Annotated in this window: 18 protein-coding genes and 1 riboswitch; of the genes, 10 read left to right on the top strand and 8 right to left on the bottom strand. The window is 39.8% G+C overall.

The genetic code is table 11. From position 1 onward, the window contains the following. The first annotated feature begins 173 nt into the window (after nucleotides 1-173). Nucleotides 174-1,517 (top strand): YjiH family protein, encoded by a 1,344-nt coding sequence (locus MKY65_RS21240; protein WP_339180478.1) that lies wholly within the window; start codon nucleotides 174-176, stop codon nucleotides 1,515-1,517. Nucleotides 1,518-1,577: 60 nt separating this feature from the next. On the opposite strand, the gene MKY65_RS21245 is transcribed toward MKY65_RS21240, so the two are convergent. The 3 genes from MKY65_RS21245 to MKY65_RS21255 form a co-directional block, all read right to left on the bottom strand. Next, a complete protein-coding gene (locus MKY65_RS21245; RefSeq protein WP_339180481.1) occupies nucleotides 1,578-2,588 on the bottom strand; it encodes an acyltransferase family protein in 1,011 nt (336 codons plus the stop codon). A gap of 245 nt (nucleotides 2,589-2,833) precedes the next feature. Beyond that, nucleotides 2,834-3,283 (bottom strand): OsmC family protein, encoded by a 450-nt coding sequence (locus MKY65_RS21250; protein WP_339180482.1) that lies wholly within the window; start codon nucleotides 3,281-3,283, stop codon nucleotides 2,834-2,836. A 151-nt stretch (nucleotides 3,284-3,434) separates the two neighbouring features. Beyond that, a complete protein-coding gene (locus MKY65_RS21255) occupies nucleotides 3,435-4,256 on the bottom strand; it encodes a TerC family protein (RefSeq protein ID WP_339180484.1) in 822 nt (273 codons plus the stop codon). A gap of 421 nt (nucleotides 4,257-4,677) precedes the next feature. On the opposite strand from MKY65_RS21255, the gene MKY65_RS21260 reads away from it, so the two are divergent. The 3 genes from MKY65_RS21260 to MKY65_RS21270 all read left to right on the top strand — a co-directional run bounded on the left by MKY65_RS21260 (nucleotide 4,678) and on the right by MKY65_RS21270 (nucleotide 6,975). Continuing rightward, complete coding sequence (locus MKY65_RS21260; protein ID WP_339180486.1) at nucleotides 4,678-5,772, top strand: AI-2E family transporter; 1,095 nt, start codon at nucleotides 4,678-4,680, stop codon at nucleotides 5,770-5,772. 11 nt (nucleotides 5,773-5,783) lie between these two features. Further along, a complete protein-coding gene (locus MKY65_RS21265) occupies nucleotides 5,784-5,966 on the top strand; it encodes an SE1832 family protein (protein ID WP_339180489.1) in 183 nt (60 codons plus the stop codon). Nucleotides 5,967-6,471: 505 nt separating this feature from the next. Beyond that, nucleotides 6,472-6,975 carry a hypothetical protein gene (locus MKY65_RS21270; protein WP_339180491.1) on the top strand — a complete coding sequence of 168 codons (504 nt, stop codon included), beginning with the start codon at nucleotides 6,472-6,474 and terminating at the stop codon, nucleotides 6,973-6,975. A gap of 225 nt (nucleotides 6,976-7,200) precedes the next feature. Here the strand turns inward: MKY65_RS21270 and MKY65_RS21275 are convergent, their stop codons facing one another. Beyond that, nucleotides 7,201-9,036 (bottom strand): sodium:proton antiporter, encoded by a 1,836-nt coding sequence (locus MKY65_RS21275; RefSeq protein ID WP_339180493.1) that lies wholly within the window; start codon nucleotides 9,034-9,036, stop codon nucleotides 7,201-7,203. A 338-nt stretch (nucleotides 9,037-9,374) separates the two neighbouring features. Between MKY65_RS21275 and recQ the strand changes: the two genes are divergently transcribed. Next, entirely contained in the window at nucleotides 9,375-11,537 is a 2,163-nt protein-coding gene (gene recQ, locus MKY65_RS21280) for a DNA helicase RecQ (protein ID WP_339180496.1), read from the top strand. A gap of 69 nt (nucleotides 11,538-11,606) precedes the next feature. Here recQ and MKY65_RS21285 read toward each other — a convergent pair whose 3' ends face one another. Next, nucleotides 11,607-12,845, bottom strand: coding sequence for an aminopeptidase (locus tag MKY65_RS21285; RefSeq protein WP_339180498.1), 1,239 nt, complete (start codon nucleotides 12,843-12,845; stop codon nucleotides 11,607-11,609). A gap of 226 nt (nucleotides 12,846-13,071) precedes the next feature. Here MKY65_RS21285 and MKY65_RS21290 point away from each other — a divergent pair, with 226 nt between their 5' ends. The 3 genes from MKY65_RS21290 to MKY65_RS21300 all read left to right on the top strand — a co-directional run bounded on the left by MKY65_RS21290 (nucleotide 13,072) and on the right by MKY65_RS21300 (nucleotide 15,965). Continuing rightward, the gene (locus tag MKY65_RS21290) at nucleotides 13,072-13,404 is read left to right on the top strand and encodes a winged helix-turn-helix transcriptional regulator (protein WP_339180501.1); all 333 of its coding nucleotides are present in this window, start codon (nucleotides 13,072-13,074) and stop codon (nucleotides 13,402-13,404) included. 631 nt (nucleotides 13,405-14,035) lie between these two features. Further along, nucleotides 14,036-14,518, top strand: a complete 483-nt coding sequence (locus MKY65_RS21295) for a PH domain-containing protein (RefSeq protein WP_042529332.1) — start codon at nucleotides 14,036-14,038, stop codon at nucleotides 14,516-14,518. Next, a complete protein-coding gene (locus MKY65_RS21300; protein ID WP_339180504.1) occupies nucleotides 14,508-15,965 on the top strand; it encodes a PH domain-containing protein in 1,458 nt (485 codons plus the stop codon). Before MKY65_RS21295 ends, MKY65_RS21300 begins: the two co-directional genes overlap by 11 nt. Nucleotides 15,966-16,030: 65 nt before the next feature. Here the strand turns inward: MKY65_RS21300 and MKY65_RS21305 are convergent, their stop codons facing one another. From MKY65_RS21305 to megL, 3 genes are all read right to left on the bottom strand, one after another. Next, nucleotides 16,031-16,546, bottom strand: a complete 516-nt coding sequence (locus tag MKY65_RS21305) for an acyl-CoA thioesterase (RefSeq protein WP_339180507.1) — start codon at nucleotides 16,544-16,546, stop codon at nucleotides 16,031-16,033. A 29-nt stretch (nucleotides 16,547-16,575) separates the two neighbouring features. Beyond that, nucleotides 16,576-18,015 carry a cardiolipin synthase gene (gene cls, locus MKY65_RS21310; RefSeq protein WP_042529325.1) on the bottom strand — a complete coding sequence of 480 codons (1,440 nt, stop codon included), beginning with the start codon at nucleotides 18,013-18,015 and terminating at the stop codon, nucleotides 16,576-16,578. 186 nt (nucleotides 18,016-18,201) lie between these two features. After that, nucleotides 18,202-19,380, bottom strand: a complete 1,179-nt coding sequence (gene megL, locus MKY65_RS21315) for a methionine gamma-lyase (protein ID WP_339180509.1) — start codon at nucleotides 19,378-19,380, stop codon at nucleotides 18,202-18,204. Nucleotides 19,381-19,630: 250 nt separating this feature from the next. Here megL and rarD point away from each other — a divergent pair, with 250 nt between their 5' ends. After that, a complete protein-coding gene (gene rarD / locus MKY65_RS21320) occupies nucleotides 19,631-20,542 on the top strand; it encodes an EamA family transporter RarD (RefSeq protein WP_339180511.1) in 912 nt (303 codons plus the stop codon). A gap of 195 nt (nucleotides 20,543-20,737) precedes the next feature. Next, a riboswitch (SAM riboswitch) is annotated at nucleotides 20,738-20,836 on the top strand. A gap of 94 nt (nucleotides 20,837-20,930) precedes the next feature. After that, nucleotides 20,931-22,589: an O-acetylhomoserine aminocarboxypropyltransferase/cysteine synthase family protein gene (locus MKY65_RS21325; protein WP_339180513.1), complete on the top strand. Its 1,659-nt coding sequence runs from the start codon at nucleotides 20,931-20,933 to the stop codon at nucleotides 22,587-22,589. Nucleotides 22,590-22,917 lie beyond the last annotated feature (328 nt).

A 22,917-nucleotide genomic window follows, 5' to 3' on the forward strand; every position in this document is an offset into this window, starting at 1 on the left:
TTTACTGTCACGTAAATGATTTTGGCGCTAAATTTCCCTAATATACTTTTATATTCCCTTTATTTGCTATCTTTAATCATTATCTAGCTATACCCTATTGAATAAAATTACGTTTGATTGTATAATCATACAGTTGCAATTTTTAGTTTCTATATTATTTAGGAGGAAAATAAATGAAGTCCTATTCCTTTAGCCAGATCATTAAATTCATTATTCCGTCTTTATTAGGTTTATTCCTATTCTTATATCCATTACCGACAGAGGAAGGGTTTACCATACCTATTGCCTTTTTAGCCGGTACACTGCAGGATATACTTGAAAGCAATCTGTCTCTTATTATGATGATTGTTATTATTGTCACTGCTGGATTCACTGTCTTTGCTAAACTAGCCGGTGAATCAACTTTCAGCAAATCTCCTTTCCTGCATCAATTATTTTATACGACATGGTTCTGGACAATTACACGTCTATTAGCAGCCGTGTTTGCGATTATGGTTTATTTTCAAATTGGTCCGGAGTTTGTTTACAGCGAAGATACAGGCGGCATGCTTCTGGACAGCCTGCTGCATACCTTGTTTGTTACCTTTTTATTCGCCGGTCTCTTTTTACCTTTCCTTACTAATTTTGGATTGCTGGAGTTTTTCGGAGGTATCATGAGAAATATCATGCGGCCTTTATTCCGTCTCCCGGGCAGAGCTTCTGTCGACAGCTTAGCTTCCTGGGTCGGAGATGCGACTATCGGGGTACTGCTGACAAATAAACAGTATGAAGAAGGTTATTACACGAAGCGCGAAGCAGCTATTATCAGTACAACGTTTTCTGTTGTATCCATCACGTTCACCTTAGTTATTTTACAACAAGTTCATTTAGCGCATATGTTTTTGCCTTTTTACCTGACTATCCTGATTGCAGGAGGAGCTGCTGCTTTCATTATGCCGCGTATTCCGCCACTCTCTAAGATGCCAAATACCTATATCAGCGGCAAGGAAAGAACTGACGATGAAAAAATTCCTGCCTCTGATAATGTATTTACTCATGGGTTCAAAAATGCCGTCAAACGTGCAGAGAAAGAAACAAGCTTCCGTACCTTTTTTGTAGATGGCGGGAAAAATATTTTTGATATGTGGTTTGCTGTCACGCCTGTTGTAATGACATTTGGAACGCTCGCAGTGATTATTGCAGAATACACACCGCTTTTCCAGTGGCTTGGAATGCCATTCGTTCCTATTTTAGAACTGATGCAGATTCCATTTGCCCAGGAAGCATCTGAAACTATTCTGATTGGTTTTGCAGATATGTTCCTGCCGGCCATTTTAATTACTGGCGTAGAGGCAGAAATAACACGATTCATTATTGCTGCCTTATCTGTGACACAGCTTATTTTCATGTCTGAAGTCGGCGGACTAATCCTGGGTACTAAAATTCCAGTATCCTTCCGTCACTTAGCAATTATCTTTTTAATGCGTACCGTGATTACACTGCCAATTATCACCATTATTGCGCATCTATTATTTTAAAATCAATAAAAAATGCGGAGTCCTTTCCCGGGAACTCCGCATTTTTTAATTTTACATTTTTTAAGAAGATGTTCCTTTGTGCCGGTGGTTAAATAATGATTTGACCTTGGCTAAGCGTCCCTCAATCAGCGGCTGGGAGATGGTCAAAATAGGCTTGCTGGAAAGCGAAATGACAATCAGCGCTGACAAGCCGGCGATTCCGACGACATCAAACCAATGATGAACAGATAATAAATCAAATTCTCGCAGGAACTGAACAATGAAACCATGCAATAAGTAAACATATAATGTTCTTGTTCCAAGGGTCGTTACCCACCCCAGGTTTCTTTTAGGAATCCAGGCTAATATACTAATTGTCATCACAGCTGCAATGGCATAAACAAATAACCGCACGAAGCCGCCGAAACTCTCCACACCTAAATTACTGTATGATTTTGAAGCAAGCAGCCACCCGGTATCGATAACCGGGAACACATAAATTAATAAGAACATACTTGCCATCACAGCAATTGAAGCGATCTTCACTTTGCGATGCTTCACCAGCATCATTTGGTCGACGGTTAACCAGTAACCAACCAAGAAGAATGGAAAAAACACAAATGTTCTGGATAAGCTGAACGAATGCCCAATTTCTCCAAAATAACCGACAACGATACCTATAAATATGGATAAAGTAATACTCCAGCCAGCAGGTATCTTTTTAAATAACACAAGCAGAATATGCCAGCTGAATAAGCTAAATAAGAACCACAATGACCATTGCGGATAGAAAACTCCAGTCTGCCAATCTGCTTTTCCTATAAAGAAATAATAAACCGTATATAATGTTTGAAAGATAAAATATGGAACAATTAACTTTTTCGTTAGATTCCATATATATTTCTTATTTCCCGATCCTTTTGCAAAGAAACCGGCTAATAAAATGAACGCCGGCATATGGAAGGTATATATCCATATATAAATTGCTTCTGTCGACTGTGAATCGCTGATAAAAGGCTGAATCATATGACCAAAAACAACGAGAAAAATCAAAAACACTTTCGCATTATCAAAAAATGCATTTCGTTCCATAGACCATCCCTCTATTTCGTACACCATTTTAAAGTTGTATATTCTACTTTACCCGCTTTTATTTAAAAAATCTCCCCAAAAAGGGAATTTTTATCGTTTTGTAATCTATTTGTTAGGGACTCGAAAAAATGTAACATGAAACAAAACTTTATGGAGCCGGGCTTTTATTTCACCCCCCAGTAAAAAGTCATATGATAACAATTTGAGCTGAAGTTCTCCTTGTCTCATATGACCTTGATACTTTTTTACTTTTCTATCTGAACTGTTGGCTCCAGTCCTAATTGAACGTTTCCTTTTATTGCTCTTGAAATCATGCATGATTTTTCTGCTTTTTCAATGAGTTTATTGGTTAAGCGTATTTGCTGCTCTGTCGCCTCTTTTTTTAGGGTAACCTGGGGACGGTGGATGATTTTTTCGTAGGTGAAAATGCCATTTGTTACGTCTACCATCCCCTCAGAAGTTATGCTCATGGTATTAACGGGAACTTCCGCACGTTCAAGCATGGCTGCCAATGAAATAATATAGCATGTCGCAGCCGCTCCAAGCAGCATTTCGTCTGGATTGGTACCAATACCGGGCCCATCCATTTCTGGCGGGATGGAGATTTTCGTTTGTAAGTTCCCGGCCCCGATATACCCTTCGCTGTTACGGCCGCCTTGCCATTTCCCTTCTAGATGAAAGTGATGCAATGTCATCCGGATCACTCCTTGTTTTTTCTTTTCTTTCAATTATGACGCACGGGAAGAATTTTTACAAAAAATAGAATTTTAAAATTTGCTGATTAAAAAAGTCGTGCTGTTCCTATTACAGGGCAGCACGACTTTTCCTCACAGTACGTGATTACATTTATCTGGACTGTTCTTTATTTCTTTTTAATTTCGGACTAGATGCAAACCAGCCTGCTAATGCGATTCCTACAAGAATAATATAGAAGGAAGCTTTCCATAATGTAGAGTGCGGAAAGTGCTCTGGAATCACAGCTAAATCTGGATTAGCTAATACAATAACAGCCAGTTTCACTCCTACCCAGCCCACAATCAGAAAGGCGGCAATTTCCAATGTTGGCCGTTTGTGCAAGAGACCTACAAAGATATTAGCAGCGAATCGCATAATAATCAAACCAATCATACCGCCGGCAAATACAACAGCAAATTGGCCGGTATCCAGACTTCCAACATGTCCAAAACCAGTTGGAGGCAATGCTACCGCTAAGGCAACAGCTGCTAAAATGGAATCTACAGCAAATGCTAAATCTGCAAATTCTACCTTCACCACGGTCATCCAAAATTCCTTTTTAGATGCTTGCTCTGGTTCTTGATTTCCTGTCACACCAGCTTTTCCGCCCTTTTCTCCCGATGCATCGGGCGTCTCGGGCTCTTTCTTCTTAAACCTGTCGTACAAATTCTTTCCTGATATAAATAAAAGATAAGCAGCACCTAACGCTTGTACAATCCAGAAATCGACCAGGAATGAGATAACAAATAAAGACGCAAAACGCATCACAAATGCCCCGGCTAATCCATAAAATAATGCTCTCTTCCTTTGTTTTTCAGGAAGGTGTCTTACCATGATGGCCAGTACAAGCGCATTATCAGCTGCTAATAAGCCTTCTAATGCAACTAATACAAGCAAGACCCATAAATACTCCAGCAGTAGTTCTGTTCCCATGATGTATTCTCCTCTTCTACATGTGTTTTGCAGAAAAGGCCATAAAAATAGACCTTTACCTGCAATCGGTAAAGGTCTCGCTAACAACTTTTCTGGTTGCCACATAAAGCCGGAGATGATTATCTCGTAATGACGACTTTACGTGTACAGCTACTCCCCTTTAGGAAATAAATGTTCACAAAGATTTTTAAATATGACGTTTCCAGACAGCAAAAATATTTCATGCATGTCCTTTGTCAGCCATTTATTAAGTATACTTTATTAAAACCTTTTTTATGACCTTTGTCAATATCTTTTACAATAACTTCATATTTATCCCTTGGAAATCTTCTTAAATCCCTCGCAGATGTTTATAGCTTTCTGAATTCGGTTAATGTAAAATAATATATAGCATAACTTGGAAAGAAAGTAGTGTGATTCAATGACACAGAAACGCTGGTTTCAATTTTTTATCTTTTTCATTTGTTTGTTTACATTAATTTTTCTCATCTCTATAACACATTTTATCTTTACACCTGTTCTGCAATTAATCGGTGCTGTAGCTCTTCCGATTATCGGTGCAGGTATTCTTTATTACTTGACCCGGCCGTTGATGAATTTGCTGGTAAAATATAAAATACCGCGGATTTTATCTATTATTATCGTATTTCTTGTTATTATTGGGGTTGTTACGCTATTCATTGTATTTATCTGGCCGATTGCCCGTGATCAGTTTGATAATTTAATGGACAGTATTCCTGGAATGGTTAATACGGTCGAGAGTTGGATTGAGTATTGGCAGGAGAATATTGCTTTAGTCCCTGATCAGGTAATTGATGCCATCAATAATTTTGCCAATGATATTCCCGGACATATTGAGAGTGTATTGAATAATGTCTTTGGCTTTTTAGGAAGCTTTATCGGCCAATTGGTAAGCATCATTGCCGGCATAATCCTGGTGCCTTTCTTCCTTTTCTTCATGTTGAAGGATGGAGAGAAGCTTGTACCTTTTATCCTGCAATTTTTCAGCAAGAAAAAAGCAGATAACCTGCATGGCCTATTAAGTAAAATCGATAATGTATTGTCCTCGTTTATCCAAGGACAGTTATTAGTAAGTTTTGCAGTAGGTGTCCTTTTGTTAATCGGCTACTTGATTATCGGTTTAGAATATGCCGTCGTACTTGCCTTATTCGGTATGATGATGAATGTCATCCCATTTTTGGGACCTTATATCGCTGTTGTTCCAGCTATCCTGGTTGCGGGATTCCAGGATCCAATGAATATCATCTGGATAGCCATTATTATGTTTGTTGCACAGCAGCTGGAAAGTGTCTTTATTTCTCCTAATGTGATGGGGCAGGCACTTAACCTGCATCCGCTGACTGTTATCACAGTTATCCTGGCGGCAGGAAGTATTGCTGGATTTTTAGGAATTTTATTCGCTATCCCTGTGTATGCAGTAATCCGGACAATTGTAATCCACTTTTATCAAACCTTTGTGGAATCGAGAAGAAATAAAGACGATGCATTGATTTAGGAGGGGTTTTCTTGACAACAAAAGCAGAACTGCAACAGAAATTAGACGAATTAAAGTCTGATTACATTCGTATCCAAGGGGATTTAGACAAGTTAGAATTCGTCAAAGGACGTGTCTCCTCTGCCGAAGAGCAATTGGTCCGTTTAGAAGGAGAAATTGCTGAGGTAAGAAAAGAATTGGAACAATATAACTGAACTATATAAAATACTGACTCACTTCATTGCTAACGAGTTCTCTTTTAGGTGCAAAACGTGAAAAAAGAAATAAACAGCGAGCTAAATCATTTAATCTAGCTTGCTGTTTTTTTGTTGACATATAAGAGTCTACATCATTTTATCATTAGAAATCACAATATAATTAGCTTACTAACTCAACTTTCGCACCTAAGAATAAGCATATATATCCTGCTATTTCAGGATGAACATATCCTCCATTACCATGCTTGCATTTTGGTGAAATATCCGGCCTTTTTGGAATTGGTGATGGTGCATAGCTCCGCTCCGGCCAACCATAGTTAACAAGCAAAAATCCTTTTTGCTCATATATATTCATTTTTTTCAAGACTGGAATTCATTTAAAAACTTGTTTAAAATTAAATAATCAGTGTGTAGAGATATTGGTATAAGTTTTATGAACCAAAAATATATGTCGAATGATACGTCTGCCATCTGAAATTTTATTTTTTCGGAGGGTACAAATATGCATAAGGAAGATAGACTGCCTCAAAGTCCAAAAGAAGGCATTATTTTTGCGTTGATTATTTCGATTATTTCAGTCAACACGATTGCACCTATCATTATGGGAATGGAATTGGGCTTCAGTAAGGAAAATTACTTGGAAACTTTAAAGGTTATTCCGATTATGTGGGTTATTGTCATGATATTAGTAAGATTTGTTGCGGGGCCCTTAGTTGGTAAGGTGTTGCCAAAGTTCGCAGGAAAAACAGATGGATTCAATGCTAGAATTTTATTAAATACTTTATTGAATGTTACAGTCTTATCTATTCTTCTTACAATTATCGGAACTTGGGTTGGTACAAAACAAATTAGCCTTGAACCTTTTCAGAACTTTTTTCATAGCTGGTTTAGAAACTTTGGTGTTGCATTTTGGATTGAGTTATTAATTGCACAGCCTATTGCAAGATTTGTAATGAAAAAATTACATTCAAAAGAAGCAAGCCGCACAAAGGCTGTTAATCTTTAATAAGTATTGATGATAGTCTAAGCCGATTGGTTTTTTAACCTATCGGCTTTCTTTTAACAGATTAACTCAAAGGATTTAATACGCTCTAATTTATATACAAATCCCTCTTAAACTGATTTTGTAGTTCCAATAATAACAATTTTGAATGATGACGGATAATCTTTGGAGTAAAAAAGCATGATGATTAAATAATCACCATGCTTTATCACTCCAAAAGAGAATACGTTAGCCTCCTTGTTTTTGATCAGAGGTTCTCTCTGTTTCCTTCCCTTTTGTTAAGCTGACAATCTTATCTCCAGATGCAGGTACGGTACGCATTTCTTCAGAGAAAAACTTCAGCTGTCCGGATGGTTTGATCAAGAACAAATACACCGTCTCCGGGTCTTTTGTCTGTTTATAGTGTTCAAACGTGAATTTATCGGTGAGTGTTGTCTGCCGCACAGTAAAGCCATTTTCCGCCTTATCGATTAAATCCTCCAGAGAGAATTTTTTATCAAATAAAATACGGCCGCCAACCTGTGAAACCATACCTGTTGAGTATCCATTATCCTTGAATGTTGTGTACGGACTCACTTTAAACACGTTAGTTCTTCCGTATTCCGGAAGAAATGTTGTACAGAGGAGCGAGTTATACGATTTATCATGTGTCAGCGTTAATAAATACTCATATGGAATTGTATCGAGATGATGCTCTGTCTGTTCGGACAGCATACTCCCATGATAAAATTGCAGGCCTTCTTTTCTTGCCAGAGAAAGATTTTCCCATGAAGAATCTACAATGATAGACGGATAATTTGCTTCTTTTAATGATTTAGCCAATTGAATCGTAAATGCATTGCTTCCGACTATAAGCGCTCCCGGGTTCCCTTTATTCGACAGATTGAGCTTTTTAGAAAGCCAGCCGATAGAAAATCCATGCGCAATAACCGTAAAGATAACCAGCGCAAAGGTTAATGCCGTCAGGATAGATGCATCCTCATAGCCAGCTTCTGTTAACACCCCGGCAAAATAACCAGAAACCGTTAGTGCAACAATTCCCCGCGGTGCAATCCAGCCAATCAGCACTTTTTCATTAAGACTGAGCCCTGTTCCAATAGTTGACAAGAAAATAGATAAGGGACGGACAGCAAACATCATCAATAATACGTAGCCAATAATATGAGGGTTAAAAATCTGCATAATCGTTGCCACATCCAAAGAGGCTGTCAGCATAATAAAAATGGTTGAAATCAGCAGTACAGAAATATTTTCTTTAAAATGGCGCATATCCGATACAGAGCGAATCCCCATATTTGCCAGAGTAATTCCCATCGCAGTGACAGATAAAAGTCCTGTCTCATGCATAACGACATCCGCAATGGTAAAACAGAATAAGACAACGACGACAACTGTCGGAGATTTCAGGAATTCAGGCACATGCCCCATTTCGAACATCCAGCCAAGTCCGCGTCCTAATATCCAGCCTAAGAAGACGGCAAATATCGAGCCTGCGAAGAATAATAAAATCTGACTGGCTTCGGGATTAGATGCGGTGATAAATGTAATAATTTCAAAAGCAAAAACCGCAAGCAATGCTCCAATTGGATCAACAATAATCCCTTCCCACTTTAAAACCTTCGCCGGGCGTGCTTTCAGCTTCGCCTGACGTAAAAGCGGCATAATTACGGTCGGACCGGTCACAACAAACAAACCGCCAATCACAAAGGCCACCGCCCAGGATAATCCGGCAATATAATGAGCGGTCAGCGACCCTAAAATCCAGGCAATAAATGCGCCTACTGTAGATATCCGAAAGATTGGTTTTCCAATTCCGCGTAATTCTTTAAAGCTTAAATTTAAGCTTCCTTCAAATAATATAATTGCTACAGCAACAGAGATAAGCGGACTGTACAAGTCCCCAAAATCCTGTTCTGGGTTAATTAATCCGAAAACAGGGCCAATGATTAGTCCTGTAGCAGCCATCACAACGATAGCCGGCATACGAAAGCGCCATGCGACCCATTGGGAAGCGACACCTAATAAGCCAATCAACATTAATTCAAACAGCAAAGAAGGTACCATATATCCTCCTCCTTTTCAAAAAGATATAGCATATTTTAAAGATGAAACAAGGAAATGTAAATTCATATGAAGTTGTCCATCGAAAAATTAACATTTCCTTATGTCATATTTGCTTTTTGACAGCATTTCCAGCTATTATTCACCCTTTTTCCTTACTTTACTTTCGGGCTAAAACGTTCTAGGATAGAAAGTAGAATAATGATGTAATTATCTAACATATACAAACTCGAAATAATAAACTCAAGCTATTCTTTCCTATATCAGCAATTCATGCTACAGCGGTTTTAATGGGGCGAATATTCGCAGCTTCAACCAACCTTAAAAAGGGAGATTTATTTATGGAAAAGCATTTAAATATTTTACAGAATTACTTTGGTTACTCCAGTTTTCGGCCTGGACAAGCTGAAGTTATTGATACGATCGACCAAGGTGAAAATGTCCTTGCTGTGATGCCAACCGGCGGCGGAAAATCACTCTGTTATCAAGTACCCGGGCTTGCGATGAATGGAACAGCAATTATCATTTCACCGCTTATTTCACTGATGAAAGACCAAGTCGACGGATTGCATGCCCTCGGGGCAGCAGCAACTTATATTAACAGCTCCATACCTGCAGGTGAGCAGTATCAGCGTTTAATAGCAATGCAGCAAAATCGCTATCAATTTGTTTATGTTGCTCCAGAGCGTTTTGAATCAGGGGCTTTTATTCAAGCCTTGCAGCAGACCAATATATCTCTGATTGCCTTTGATGAGGCGCACTGTATATCCCAGTGGGGCCATGATTTCCGCCCAAGCTACCGCTCTATCGTTCCTATTCTCCAGGAGATTGGCGGCAATCCAACGGTTATGGGACTCACCGCGACAGCGACCCCTGAAGTAATTGAAGACATCCAAACCCTTTTACATATCGCTCCTGCAAATACAGTGCATACTGGCTTTGAAAGAAAAAATCTTTCCTTTTTTATCGAAAAAGGGGTAAATAAAATAGATTATATTCTTTCCTATCTGAAAAAACATCAGGGAGAAGTCGGTATTATTTATGCAGCTACGCGAAAACAGGTCGAACATGTCTATGATGTCCTAAAAGGAAAAGGTTATGCTGTATCTAAGTACCACGGCGGATTGTCCGAACAGGAACGGCAGTCTGCGCAAACGGCCTTTATTTTTGACCAGACAGAGTTGATGGTCGCCACCACCGCGTTTGGAATGGGGATTGATAAATCAAATGTCCGCTTTATTATCCATTATGCCATCCCGATGAATATGGAATCGTATTATCAGGAAGCCGGAAGAGCAGGACGTGACGGCGAGCCAAGCAACTGTGTCCTGCTTTTCTCTCCTCAAGATATCCATACTCAGAAATTTCTGATTGAGAAATCCGATTTGGATGAAGAAGGAACACAGCGGGAATATCAAAAATTGAATAAAATGGTGAACTATTGCCGTACACAAAACTGCTTATACAGTTACATTTTAAACTATTTTGAGATGGGTTCGGCCGCCTCTTCCGTTTCTTGCGGACGCTGCAGCAATTGCCTGAAGCAAGGAGAGTTAGAGGATATTACCGAAGAAGCACAAATGATCTTATCCTGTGTAAAGCGCATGCGTGAACGCTTTGGCGCTTCCATGACTGCAAAAGTATTAAAAGGTTCCAAGGATAAAAAACTGATTCAGTTTGGCTTATCGAAATTATCTACTTACGGCATCTTATCCAAATATACGGAGAAGGAAATTACAGAAAGAATTCACTTCTTAATCGCTGAAGAATGCTTATCTGCAGAAGAAGGGCAGTTTCCTGTTTTAAAACTAAACCGGAAGTCCATGGACATCTTGACTGGAAAAGAAAATGTTACCATGTTTATCCAGGATGTCCCTGCTGTAAGTGAAACAGATTACAGTGATGATCTCTTTGAGACACTGCGCCAGTTAAGAAGATCGATGTCGCAGGAGCTGGATTTACCTCCTTATGTGCTGTTTTCAGATATGACATTAAAAGAAATGGCCCGTTACCTTCCAGAAGATAAGGATGAATTCTTACGGTTAAAAGGAGTAGGGCAAAAGAAATATGAACTCTATGGAGAAGCCTTCCTGGAAGCTGTTGCCGAATGGAAAGAAAAAAATCCGGATTACAAAGCCCCTACTGCCATTCATTATCAAAAGGCTGCGAAAGCAAAAGATGCGGATGACCGGCCGTCCTATCAAATATCGTATGAGCTCCTGCAAAAAGGCAAAACGATTCGAGAAATTGCTTCCATCCGGGATTTAAAAGAGCTGACCATCGAATCACATATTTTTCAGGCTTTCCAAAAGGGATATACGCTGAATTGGAATCTATTCTTTAATACCGAGGAAGAAGGCAAAATCTTATCCAAGCACGAAGAAATTGATCCAACTGGATTGAAAGAGCTGAAAGAGGCTTTGCCGGAAGATTACACCTATCGCAAAATCAAAGCAGTTCTAGTAAAAAATGATAAGTTTATGGCGAAAGAAAAAAGCTCTTAAGCCATTAAAAAAGGCAGCAAGATTTTTTATCATATCTTGCTGTCTTTTTTTGATTACTATTTTGTTTAATTACTTAATGTCCAGCGCCCAAGTCCCGTTACGGAAAACCGGCTCCGATTTGCCATCTGCAGTAATTCCGTCAATGTCCATTTTATCTGATCCAATCATAAAATCGACATGGACCAGGCTGTCGTTCACGCCATGCTTGTCTAACTCTTCTAAGTCCATTGCAGCTCCGCCTTCGAGATTCGTTGGGTAAGCTTTCCCTAACGCAATATGGCAGGATGCATTTTCATCAAATAACGTATTGTAGAAAATAAGTCCGGATTGAGATATTGGAGATTCGTCCGGGACCAGCGCAATTTCTCCCAAACGGCGGGCTCCTTCATCCGAATCCAGTAAATGCTTCAAGACTTCTTCTCCCTGCTCTGCTTGAAAATCAACTACTTTTCCATCCTTAAAGGTTAAGGAGAAGTTATCAATTAAGCTTCCGCCATAGTTTAATGGTTTTGTGCTGGACACGGTTCCATTAACCCCATATTTATGCGGTACGGAGAAAACCTCTTCTGTCGGCATATTCGGGTTAAAGGTAACTCCCGTCTCTGCTACGGCCGATCCGCCTTTCCAAATATGTCCCTCCGGCAGCTCCATTTCTAAGTCTGTACCAGGCGCTTTAAAAATTAATTTTTGATAGCTTTTCTTATTTAACACTTCTCTGGCGGTTCTTAATGTTTCGTTATGCTTATCCCATGCTGCAACAGGATCCTCCTGATCAACACGGACAATTTTTAAAATAGCCTCCCAAAGGCTGGCAACCGCATCCTCTGCTGATTTATCAGGGAAGATTTTCTTCGCCCAATCCGTTGAAGGGATAGAAATAATCGTCCATGGGATCCGGTCATTCATCGTATATTTACGGAAATTCACCATTGCTTCAGCGGCAGCTTTAGTTGCTTTGGCCACACGGGATGGGTCAATATCCTTTAATAAATCCGGATTGGTGGAGCGAATATTTACAACGGCAGCGCCATCTTCTGCAAATGTATCATGCAGTTTCACTTTCCAATCCGGATAATCCGTAATTACTTCATCCGGTGCATTCTCATATTTTAACAAGGTAAGCTCATCATCCACCCAGTTAATATGGACATCCTTTGCTCCCATTTCATATGCTTTACGGGCCACAATTCGTGTAAATTCTGCTCCTTCAATCGGGGCATTGATCATAACGGCTTGTCCTATTTGTAAATTAACCCCTTTTTTCAATGTTAATTCTGCATATTTTTCTTGTACCTGTGCCTGAACCATTTATGCATCCCTCCATATTTACAAATTTATTTTTCATTCTTATCATACCCTATTATTTCATATCCTTCTTCATATTCCTAAAGAAAACATGGAATTCGTTATCCTCTCCTTTCAGCTTTCATTTACTACCTCTCTTATTTATGATACCCTATCATTAGATTACTTTTCGTAACTAATGTATATATCACGCATTTTAGATACAAGATGGTTTTATGGGGGTGGAAAAATGAATCAATTATGTCCACGTTTTGAAAAAGCAATGATTTTATTAAGCACACGCTGGGTCGGTCTTATTTTATTTGAACTATTAAAAGGGGCAAAACGTTTTTCAGAGATGGAAGCAGATCTCCCAATCAGCGGCCGTTTACTATCGGATCGTTTGAAATTATTGGAAAAAGAAGGGATTGTCGAGCGTAATATCTATTCGGAATTTCCAGTTCGTATTGAATACACCTTATCAGAAAAAGGAAAAGCACTGGAGCCTGTTATTAAAGATATTCAGCGCTGGGCGGAAGATTATGTCTCAACAGATGATACAGCAGATAACGAAGTGAAGTAAACCTTTCTCTTATATCTAGAAATCTTTTATTTTATAAGAAAAAACAAGAACACCGCTTTGTCTTTAAATCACTAGTGTTCTTGCCAAAGAGATGTCCGCTCCGGGAAGTCGCTTTCCGCGGGCAACGGATCAGCCTCCTCGGAAGAAAACCACTTCCTGCGGGGTCTTCACCTGTTGCTTTTCCCGCAGGAGTCGACTTCCCTCCGCTCCCATCTTTGAAGAAATATGCTTCATTTGCTTTCTTTCAAAGAAATAACGCAAATTCTAGCGACGGGTTTGATGGGGCGAGTAATCGCAGGTCTCAATGTTAACAGGTTAATGAATTTTATACAGATAGTAATAAAACCTATCTAGCGTAGTGTTTTTCCGCAGCGGTCGCATTAACCTGACAACATTGAAGATTACTCCCTCCATGAAACCCGTTGGAGCGGCTATTTATATAAACATTCTTTTTCTTTTAAAAAATCCAAATGTATGATGAATCTCTGTCCTATACTTCCTAAAGTAATCTCTATGGATAGATGACGGTTCACTGATATATTTGGATTTTCTTAAGCTATTCTTAAATTTTTTCTAAACCTCCCCATCTGTTGTATGATAGAAGCAGTCAAAAAACAAGGAGTGGAAATGCATGCGGGAACAGCCTAATGTAAAAATTGCTACAGATGCTATCAAAGCATGGCAGCTTACAGCACATATATACGCACTCATCTTTTTACTGATAACCATTGGAGCAATTGTTGTGTATATTATTTTCGATTTTCTGCCGCTCTGGATTGTTTTCATCATTGCCGGTCTTACCGTGGCGGAATGGATCATCACTGCTTTGATTATTCCAAAATTAAGATGGCGCAGATGGCGTTATCAGGTCTACGATCAGGAGATTTACATACAACATGGGATTCTTATTGTAACGCGGACAATTGTACCAATGATTCGTGTCCAGCATGTCGATACACAGCAAGGGCCCGTCTTGAAAAAATATAAGCTGGCCACCCTGGAAATATCAACGGCAGCGACAACACATCAGATACCTGCTTTATTAGAAGAGGAAGCATATGATTTACGCGATCAAATTTCTGAATTAGCAAGGGTGGAGCAAGATGATGTCTAATCCGAAACGACTGCACCCCGCTGCAGTAATATTTAATATTATTCAATCATTGAAACAATCTATCATTGGGCTTTTACCTATTGCTATTGTCATTATCAGAAACAGTAATACCTTTTATCTGATAATCGGTTTGCTTGTAATCATCGGATTAATTATTTTATTCAGCTTTTTATCATGGCTTCGTTTCACCTATCAATTAGAGGAAGAGCAGTTACGTATCGAACGCGGAATTCTCATTCGTAAAAAACGCACGATTTCCAAGCATCGGATTCAGTCTATTGATTTATCACAGAATGTTATTCACCGCATCTTCGGGTTAACCAAAGTAGCCATTGAAACTGCAGGGAATGACTCCTCTACAGATGCCGCGCTGTCTGCGGTCCGTATGGAGGACGGGCGCATGCTGCATGATGAATTAAAATACAAGAAACACGTACCGGAAACCGGGGAGCTGGAAACCGAGGTATCAGATAACGAACAGCAGGATGAAGCTCACCTCCCTAAACGGACAATAACAATTCAAGCCCTGTTGATTACCGGCTCCACCTCAGCAAGCTTCGGAATTTTAATCGGGCTCTTCGGGGTTGCCTTTTCTCAGGTTGAAACTTTGATTCCAGACCAATTTTACGATGATGCGACACGCTGGCTTCTGTCTCTCGGCATGCAAATTATCATTATTTTAGCGATTATCGTTCTCATCTTTCTATGGTTATTAAGTATTCTATATACGGTGATTAAAGATTGGAATTTTACCATTACCCGTTATGAAAAAGAACTATTTATTACCAGAGGGTTATTAGAGAAAAAACAAACAACCATTCCATTAAAAAGAATACAGGCAGTGGGGATGAAGGAATCCCCTATTCATCAACTATTTGGCTTTGCCAGACCTTATGTTGAAATTGCAAGCGGAGAGATAAATAGCAGTCAGGAAGTAAATACGATTATTTTCCCGCTGCTCCGCAAGAAAGAATTTGCAGCTTTTCTAAGTGAATTTTTACCAGAGTATAGCTATCGTACGGAGAATCTGATTCATCCGCCGAAAAAAGCCTTACCTTATTATCTATGGCGGTCCATCAATCTTCCGTTATTAGCTGTTATCATTACAGGTATTTTCTTCGTATCCTATATCTGGATACCTGCAATTATTATGCTGGTCCTCGGGATAATGGGGTTTGCTGTATTCAAATCCATCGGCTATGCGATTGATGAACAGCAGATAACGATTCAGACACGAACAATCAGCAAGGATACTGCGATTATTCCGCATCGAAGGATCCAGGCCTTGCAGCAGAAACAGCATCTGCTTCACCGAAAGCAGTCCCTTGCAACGCTGGACATGGCTATTTTAAATAAAGGCGCAGGACGCCATTTTGTCATTAAAGAGCTGCGAACAGCGGATAGTTATTCAATTGCTGACTGGTATTCTTATCGGGAAAAAGTGTAATACAATATATAAAAAGCCGGTTAACATCAGATGTTGTGATGTTAACCGGCTTTTTACGATCTATCTTATTTTTCTGTTCCATAGACGGTTCCAAAGGTTTCTGCAAGCTGCTTAGATTGCTTTCTCCGCTCAGCACGGCGGTTGGCACGCAATGGAGCACTTTCATGAAGCATCTTTTCATCGTCTGTTTCCGGATAAACGGAGGGCACTTTAATCGGTTTGCCTGCTTCATCAATCGCTACAAATGTCATAAACGCTGTTGTACATGCTGTCCTTTCCCCCGTCCGGATGTCTTCGGTGATTGCCCGGATAAATACCTCCATGGACGTGTGATGTGTCCAGGTCACAAATGCTTCAATCGAAATATATTGCCCAATTTTTACAGGCGCTAAGAAATCTACAGAATCCGTAGAAGCTGTAACAACCGGACTATTTGCATGCTTCACTGCTGCAATCGCACCGATATCATCAAGGTGTGCCATTAATTTTCCGCCAAATAACGTATCATATTGATTCGTATCCGGCGGAAGGATATGTGTTGTTTTTAAAGCTAATGATGCGGAACAAGGTTTTGCTTTCATCTATATTGCCTCCTGCTGTGTAGTTTGTCTTATAAAACTGGTGATATTAAACGCGAGACGGATTCCTTAAAACGAATTCCGATAGAACGTTTGTCATATAACTTTTTCGTCATTTGTGTAGAGTGCGCCAAATCTTTGTCGAAATCGACCATCAGCCGACGCACAACTTCAATATCATATAAAAATGCATTGACCTCAAAATTGAGCCTGAAGCTTCTTACATCAATATTTGCCGTACCGACAGAAGCTATTCTTCCATCGACAATAATGGTTTTGGCATGCAGAAATCCATTCTGGTAAATAAAAATCTCTGCACCAGCGCCAAGCAGATCCCCGCAATAATACATGGTTGCCCAATAAACAAAGGGGTGGTCCGGTTTATTGGGAATCATAATTTTGACATCCACTCCGGATAACACGGCAATACGGAGGGCATCACGCAAGCTTTCATCTGGTATAAAATAAGGTGTCTGAATATAGATATACTCTTCTGCTTCCATGATCATCTTAATATATCCGTTTTTGATTTGCTCATACTCCGAATCGGGCCCGCTGGAGACAATCTGCATCCCTATATTCCCTCCAGAGATGGTTTGAAAATGCTCTTCTTCGTAAGGAATTTTCTGCTTCGAAGCCTGATTCCAATCCAATACAAAGCGTGTCTGCATACTTTGCACTGCATCACCTATCACCCGCAAATGAGTATCACGCCAATAACCAAATTTGCTTTTCATTCCCAAGTATTCATCTCCAACATTAAAACCGCCAATGTATCCGATTTCTCCATCAATAATCGTTAGCTTGCGATGATTCCGGTAATTGATTTTAAAATTAATAATAAATTTCGATGGAAAAAATGCTTCTACCAGAACACCCGCTTCTTTTAATTTTTTTATGTAGCTTTTCTTAAGTGACCTGGAGCCCATATCATCATACAAAAGCCGGACGCATACACCTTCTTTTGCTTTTCTTATTAATGCATTCGCAAGCCTGCTCCCGAGCCCGTCACTCCGCATAATATAATATTGCACATGAATATGATGCTTTGCCCGATTGATATCTTCTAAAAGAGCCTCAAATTTTTCATGGCCGTCTGTAAAAATATCTACGCCATTATTATCTGTATAAACAGCATTGTCATTACGGAGATGAAGATAGACTAAATCCTGGTGTTTCTTTAAATCATCATGATTTAACAGGAAAGCGTCATCCTCAATGGCATTGATTTGTTTTTGTACAGCCTTCTTCACATCCATCCGGCTCCGCTGATCCCATTTGAATATCCGGCGATTGCTGATGGGCCGTCCAAAAATTAAATAAAGAATAAATCCTAAAATAGGGATGAACAGCAATACCATTACCCACGCCCAGGAAGAGGTAGGATCCTTCCTTTCCAGAAAAATAATGGATATAGCTAACGCAATATTTATAACAAAAATTAATCCAATTATGATTGAGTAAACGCCCATATATCCTGCTCCCATCACTTCTTTTCCAATAAAAAAGGGAATTCTGCTCTTATCATAGCACAAAACGAAACTTCATTCAGCGTGAAAGGGTTCATGAAGTTTCGTTTTATCCATAGCAAGTGTGTCTGTTATTTCTTCTATTTAAAACGTTCTTTTTCCGGCAAATAACTGAATCCCCTATTTTAATTATGTCAGCGCCTGCTCCAAGTCCTCCCAAATATCCTGCCATGCCTCTATCCCGACAGATAATCGGATCAGAGCGTCTGTTATTCCCATTTTCCGGCGTTGTTCATCAGGAATCACAGCATGTGTCATCGTCGCTGGATGCTGAATCAATGTTTCTGTATCTCCAAGACTGACAGCGATGTTTATAAATTGAAGTTTATTCAGAAAAGCCTGCGCTTCTTTCTTTCCGCCATCTATCTCAAAAGATAAGGTGCCTCCGCCAGATTTCATTTGTTTTTTCATAATTGAATAACCTTCCGCATCCGGATCACCCGGATAAAATACATGCTTAATCTTTGGATGCTGCTTTAGTTTTTCTGTAATTTGCAGGGCATTATCCGAATGTTTATCCATTCGGAGCGGCAATGTCTTCATTCCGCGAACAACCAACCAGGCATCAAACGGGGAAAGAACACCGCCAATATCCTTTTGCGTTGTTGCTGCGATTTGCTCCATTAATTCGTTATTTCCTGCGGCGATGCCCGCAATCACATCACCATGACCGCTTAAATATTTCGTCGCGCTATGCACTACCACATCGGCCCCCAATTCTAACGGACGCTGCAGGTATGGTGTAGAAAATGTATTATCCACCACAACTAAAATATTATGCCGCTTAGCAATATCAATCACTAATTTCAAATCAATTACTTCCATTGTCGGGTTAATCGGCGTTTCAATATAAAAAACCTTTGTTTCTGGCCTGATTTTTCCCTCTATACTCTCCACATCCGTCATAGCTATATAATCTGTCTGGATATTATATTTTTTATCCATCATCGATAACAGTCCAAAGGTACAGCCGTATAGCCCGGACGAGCAGATAATATGGTCATTTGCTTTGGTGAGTGCAATCAAAACGGCAGATATGGCAGCCATCCCCGAGGCAAATGCCAGTCCTTTTTCCGCCTTTTCCAATGCGGCCAGCTTTTGTTCCAGTATTTGCACGGTCGGGTTGCTGACACGCGTATAGACATGTCCTTCTTCCTCTCCAGCAAAACGGGCCGCCCCCTGCTCCGCTGTGTCAAAGGTAAATGTAGATGTTTGAAAAATGGGCGGTGTTAAACTGCCAAGCAGCTCTTTGGAATCGTACCCTTCATGAATCATTGCTGTTTCCATATGTTTAAACTTTTTGCTCATTTATATTCTCCCCGATCCTGATAAAGGTAATAATTCAGATAAGTCTCTCTCTTCATGATAAAGTATTCCTGTGCTGTTGGAAATGTTTCCGGCTCAAAAAAATATCTAATATTTCATACAAAGAAAACAAAGCTCCATCTCCATGAAGCTTCGTTTTACGGAATACATTATTTAAAAGTTATTGCTTCCTTCCTCATAAAGTTTTAATATTGGTTTTAGTTTAATTTTTTTTAGAAGGCAGGAATGGATAATGGAGGATAAATCTTTACAACAGGGAGCGGTTATTACCTTTGCTGCTTATTTATTATGGGGAATATTTCCAATCTATTGGAAGTTTCTTGAACATGTTCCAGCTGGTGAAGTACTAGCCCACCGGATTGTCTGGAGCTTAATTTTCATGATTTTTTTAGTACTGGTGACAGGTAATTGGCGTGAGCTGATTGAAACGGTCCACGAGCTGAAAAAAGATAAGAAGAAAACCATCGCTATCATTACAGCTTCTATCGTTATATCTATCAACTGGTTTCTATTTATTTTTTCGGTACAGCATGGGCATGTCCTGCAGGCCAGCTTAGGCTATTATATCAATCCTTTAATCAGTATTTTATTAGCGGTCTTTGTACTGAAAGAGAAGACAACGAAAGGTCAAGTCTTATCGTTTCTTCTTGCCGGCATCGGAGTGGTTTATTTAACGCTCAGCTATGGCGTATTTCCTTGGATTTCGCTGTTATTGGCCATCACCTTTGGCTTTTATGGATTGATTAAAAAAACACTCCATCTGCATGCAATGTATGGACTTACTATTGAAACACTTGTGGTGGCTCCAATCGCTCTATTGTATTTACTATTTGTTCCGTCAGAAGGATCTTTTACTTTTTCTCCTTTGTTTGCAGCGGACAATCTTTTACTCATAGGCGCGGGCGGTGTTACAGCAATACCTTTACTGCTGTTTGCTGCAGGTGCCAAACGGATTCCATTGGCAATGGTTGGTTTTTTGCAATATGTAGCACCAACAATTATGTTCTTTCTGGGGGTATTTCTATATAATGAAACCTTTACGGTACATCATATGATTACTTTTGCTTTGATTTGGGCTGCACTTATTATCTATATGGCCAGTATTTATCGGGACGCACCGCGGAGAAAAAGAAGAAAGGCATAGTTTTCAGCCAGTAAGGGCCTGGTTCGTTCAAGGGCCTTTAGGTCATACTCTTGTGATAGTTTCTTCAGTGAGGATGAAAGAAATCCTCCTGAAGGAAGGTTCACTTTATTTTATCTATTAATCCCTAGTAAAACACTTGACTTTTATCCTTTAAAACTATATACTCGCAAGTAATTTCAAAATATTTAGCAGAATCTCTTATGAAGAGCGGCGGAGGGAATAGGCCCTGTGAAGCCCGGCAACTTGAACATTCAGGTGCTCCATCCTACAGATATATCATCTGAAAGATAAGAGAGGGTTCTAAGTCAGTTATCAGAGCTCTCTTCATTTTAGAAGAGAGCTTTTTTTCAGGTAAAAGAGTGTTCTCAATAAAAAGGGAGGAAATACAATGTCAAACTATCCAGTACAGCAAGACGAAACGATTTTGTTACACGGGGGGCAGGTTCCAGACCCGGCAACCGGATCTCGTGCTGTTCCAATCTATCAAACAACCTCTTATGTTTTTCGCGATACAGAGCATGCACAAAACTTATTTGGATTAGCAGAGCCAGGTAATATTTATACTCGAATTATGAATCCGACGGTAGATACATTTGAGCAGCGGATTGCGCAATTAGAAGACGGAGTCGGCGCTTTAGGTCTAGCTTCCGGGATGGCAGCTATTACGATGGCGATTTTAAATATCACCCGTGCCGGTGATGAAATTATCGCGGACAGCAATCTATATGGCGGGACGTATAACTTATTTGCCAACACGCTCCCCCGTTATGGAATCAATGTAAAATTTGTAGATGGAACAGACCCGGAGGCTATTGAGGCTGCGATTACAGATAAAACAAAAGCAATATTTGGAGAAATCATCACTAATCCAAGTTTATATGTTTTTGATGTCGAAACGGTGGCTGATATTGCTCATAATCATGGCATTCCTTTAATTATTGATAATACATTTGCCCCTTATTTTGCCAAGCCGTTAACCTGGGGCGCGGATATTGTGGTTCACTCCGCCACGAAATGGATTGGCGGACATGGCACAACCATCGGCGGTGTCGTTGTCGACAGCGGCAGATTTGATTGGAATAATGATAAATTCCCTGATTTTATCGAGCCGGATGAGAGCTATAATGGCTTAAAATATGCGGATTTAGGTCCTGCTGCATTTATAACCAAGCTGCGCGTCCAATTATTACGTGATATCGGACCTGCGCTAAGTCCGCAAAATGCCTTTTTATTACTGCAAGGCCTGGAAACTTTACACTTACGCATCAGGAAGCATAGCGAAAATGCGGAAAAAATAGCAGCTTATCTGGAAAATCACCCTGCTGTAGAATGGATCAACTACCCGGGGCTGGAATCACATCCTTCCCATCAGCTTGCTAAAAAATATTTAAAAGGCGGTTTTGGGTCGGTTATTACATTTGGTATTGAAGGCGGACGAGAAGCAGGCCGCACCTTAATCGATAATGTGCAGCTCTGGTCTCATGTCGCCAATGTGGGGGATGCCAAATCACTTATTATCCACCCTGCTTCTACAACCCATCAGCAATTGACGGATGAGGACTTGGCAAAAAGCGGTACGACGGAAGAATTGGTCCGTTTATCCGTTGGTTTAGAGTCATTTGACGATATTGTAGCTGACTTGGACCAGGCCATTGATAAAGCAACAGGAAAATCACAAGGCAATCAAAAATCAGCCGAGGAAATAGCAGTGCAAAATTTACTTCAATCCCCATTTGACCGCAGCGAAGGCGTCCGCAAAAAGCGGATTATTACTGTCGGCATCGCGGACGAAGAAATTGTTCCTCTCTATAAATTAGGCTATGAGGTGATTCCTGCGGCAGATATCGATGAGGTGACAACAGATATATTAACAGGAGCTGATGCAATATGGCTGCAGGAAGGTAAACAGACTCCAGAAGAAAATGCAGCTTATCAGGGTACGATTTTATTCACAGCTTCCGCTCCTGAAGTATCATCTGAAGTGTTTATTCTTTCAACCGTTCAGCCGGTGCAATTTGCTCTTGAATTACGCAGCTCCGGACGTTAAATACAAAAATAACATCCTTACCCGCCTTTCTTTTATAGAACATTTCCATGTTTTATTGTTAAGAAAGGCGGGTAGTTTTATGATGGAGAAAAACAACACTCCCACTGATTGATGTTTCGTTTTATGTTATAATATAATGTGGTTACGTCTTCTAGCTTAAAAATTAGAAGGCGTTTTTCATTTAGCCTGTTTAGTATTGGTTATCCTTGATTAAAATAAGACTATAAGAAGACGCATATATTCTATGAAACTTTACCAATCCATTTTACAAATACACATATACCAAATATAATTTCCTTTCATATTCTTAGGTAATTTTATTTGTTCC

It is taken from the genome of Oceanobacillus sp. FSL W7-1293, assembly GCF_037969815.1.
Taxonomy (GTDB): domain Bacteria; phylum Bacillota; class Bacilli; order Bacillales; family Amphibacillaceae; genus Oceanobacillus; species Oceanobacillus oncorhynchi.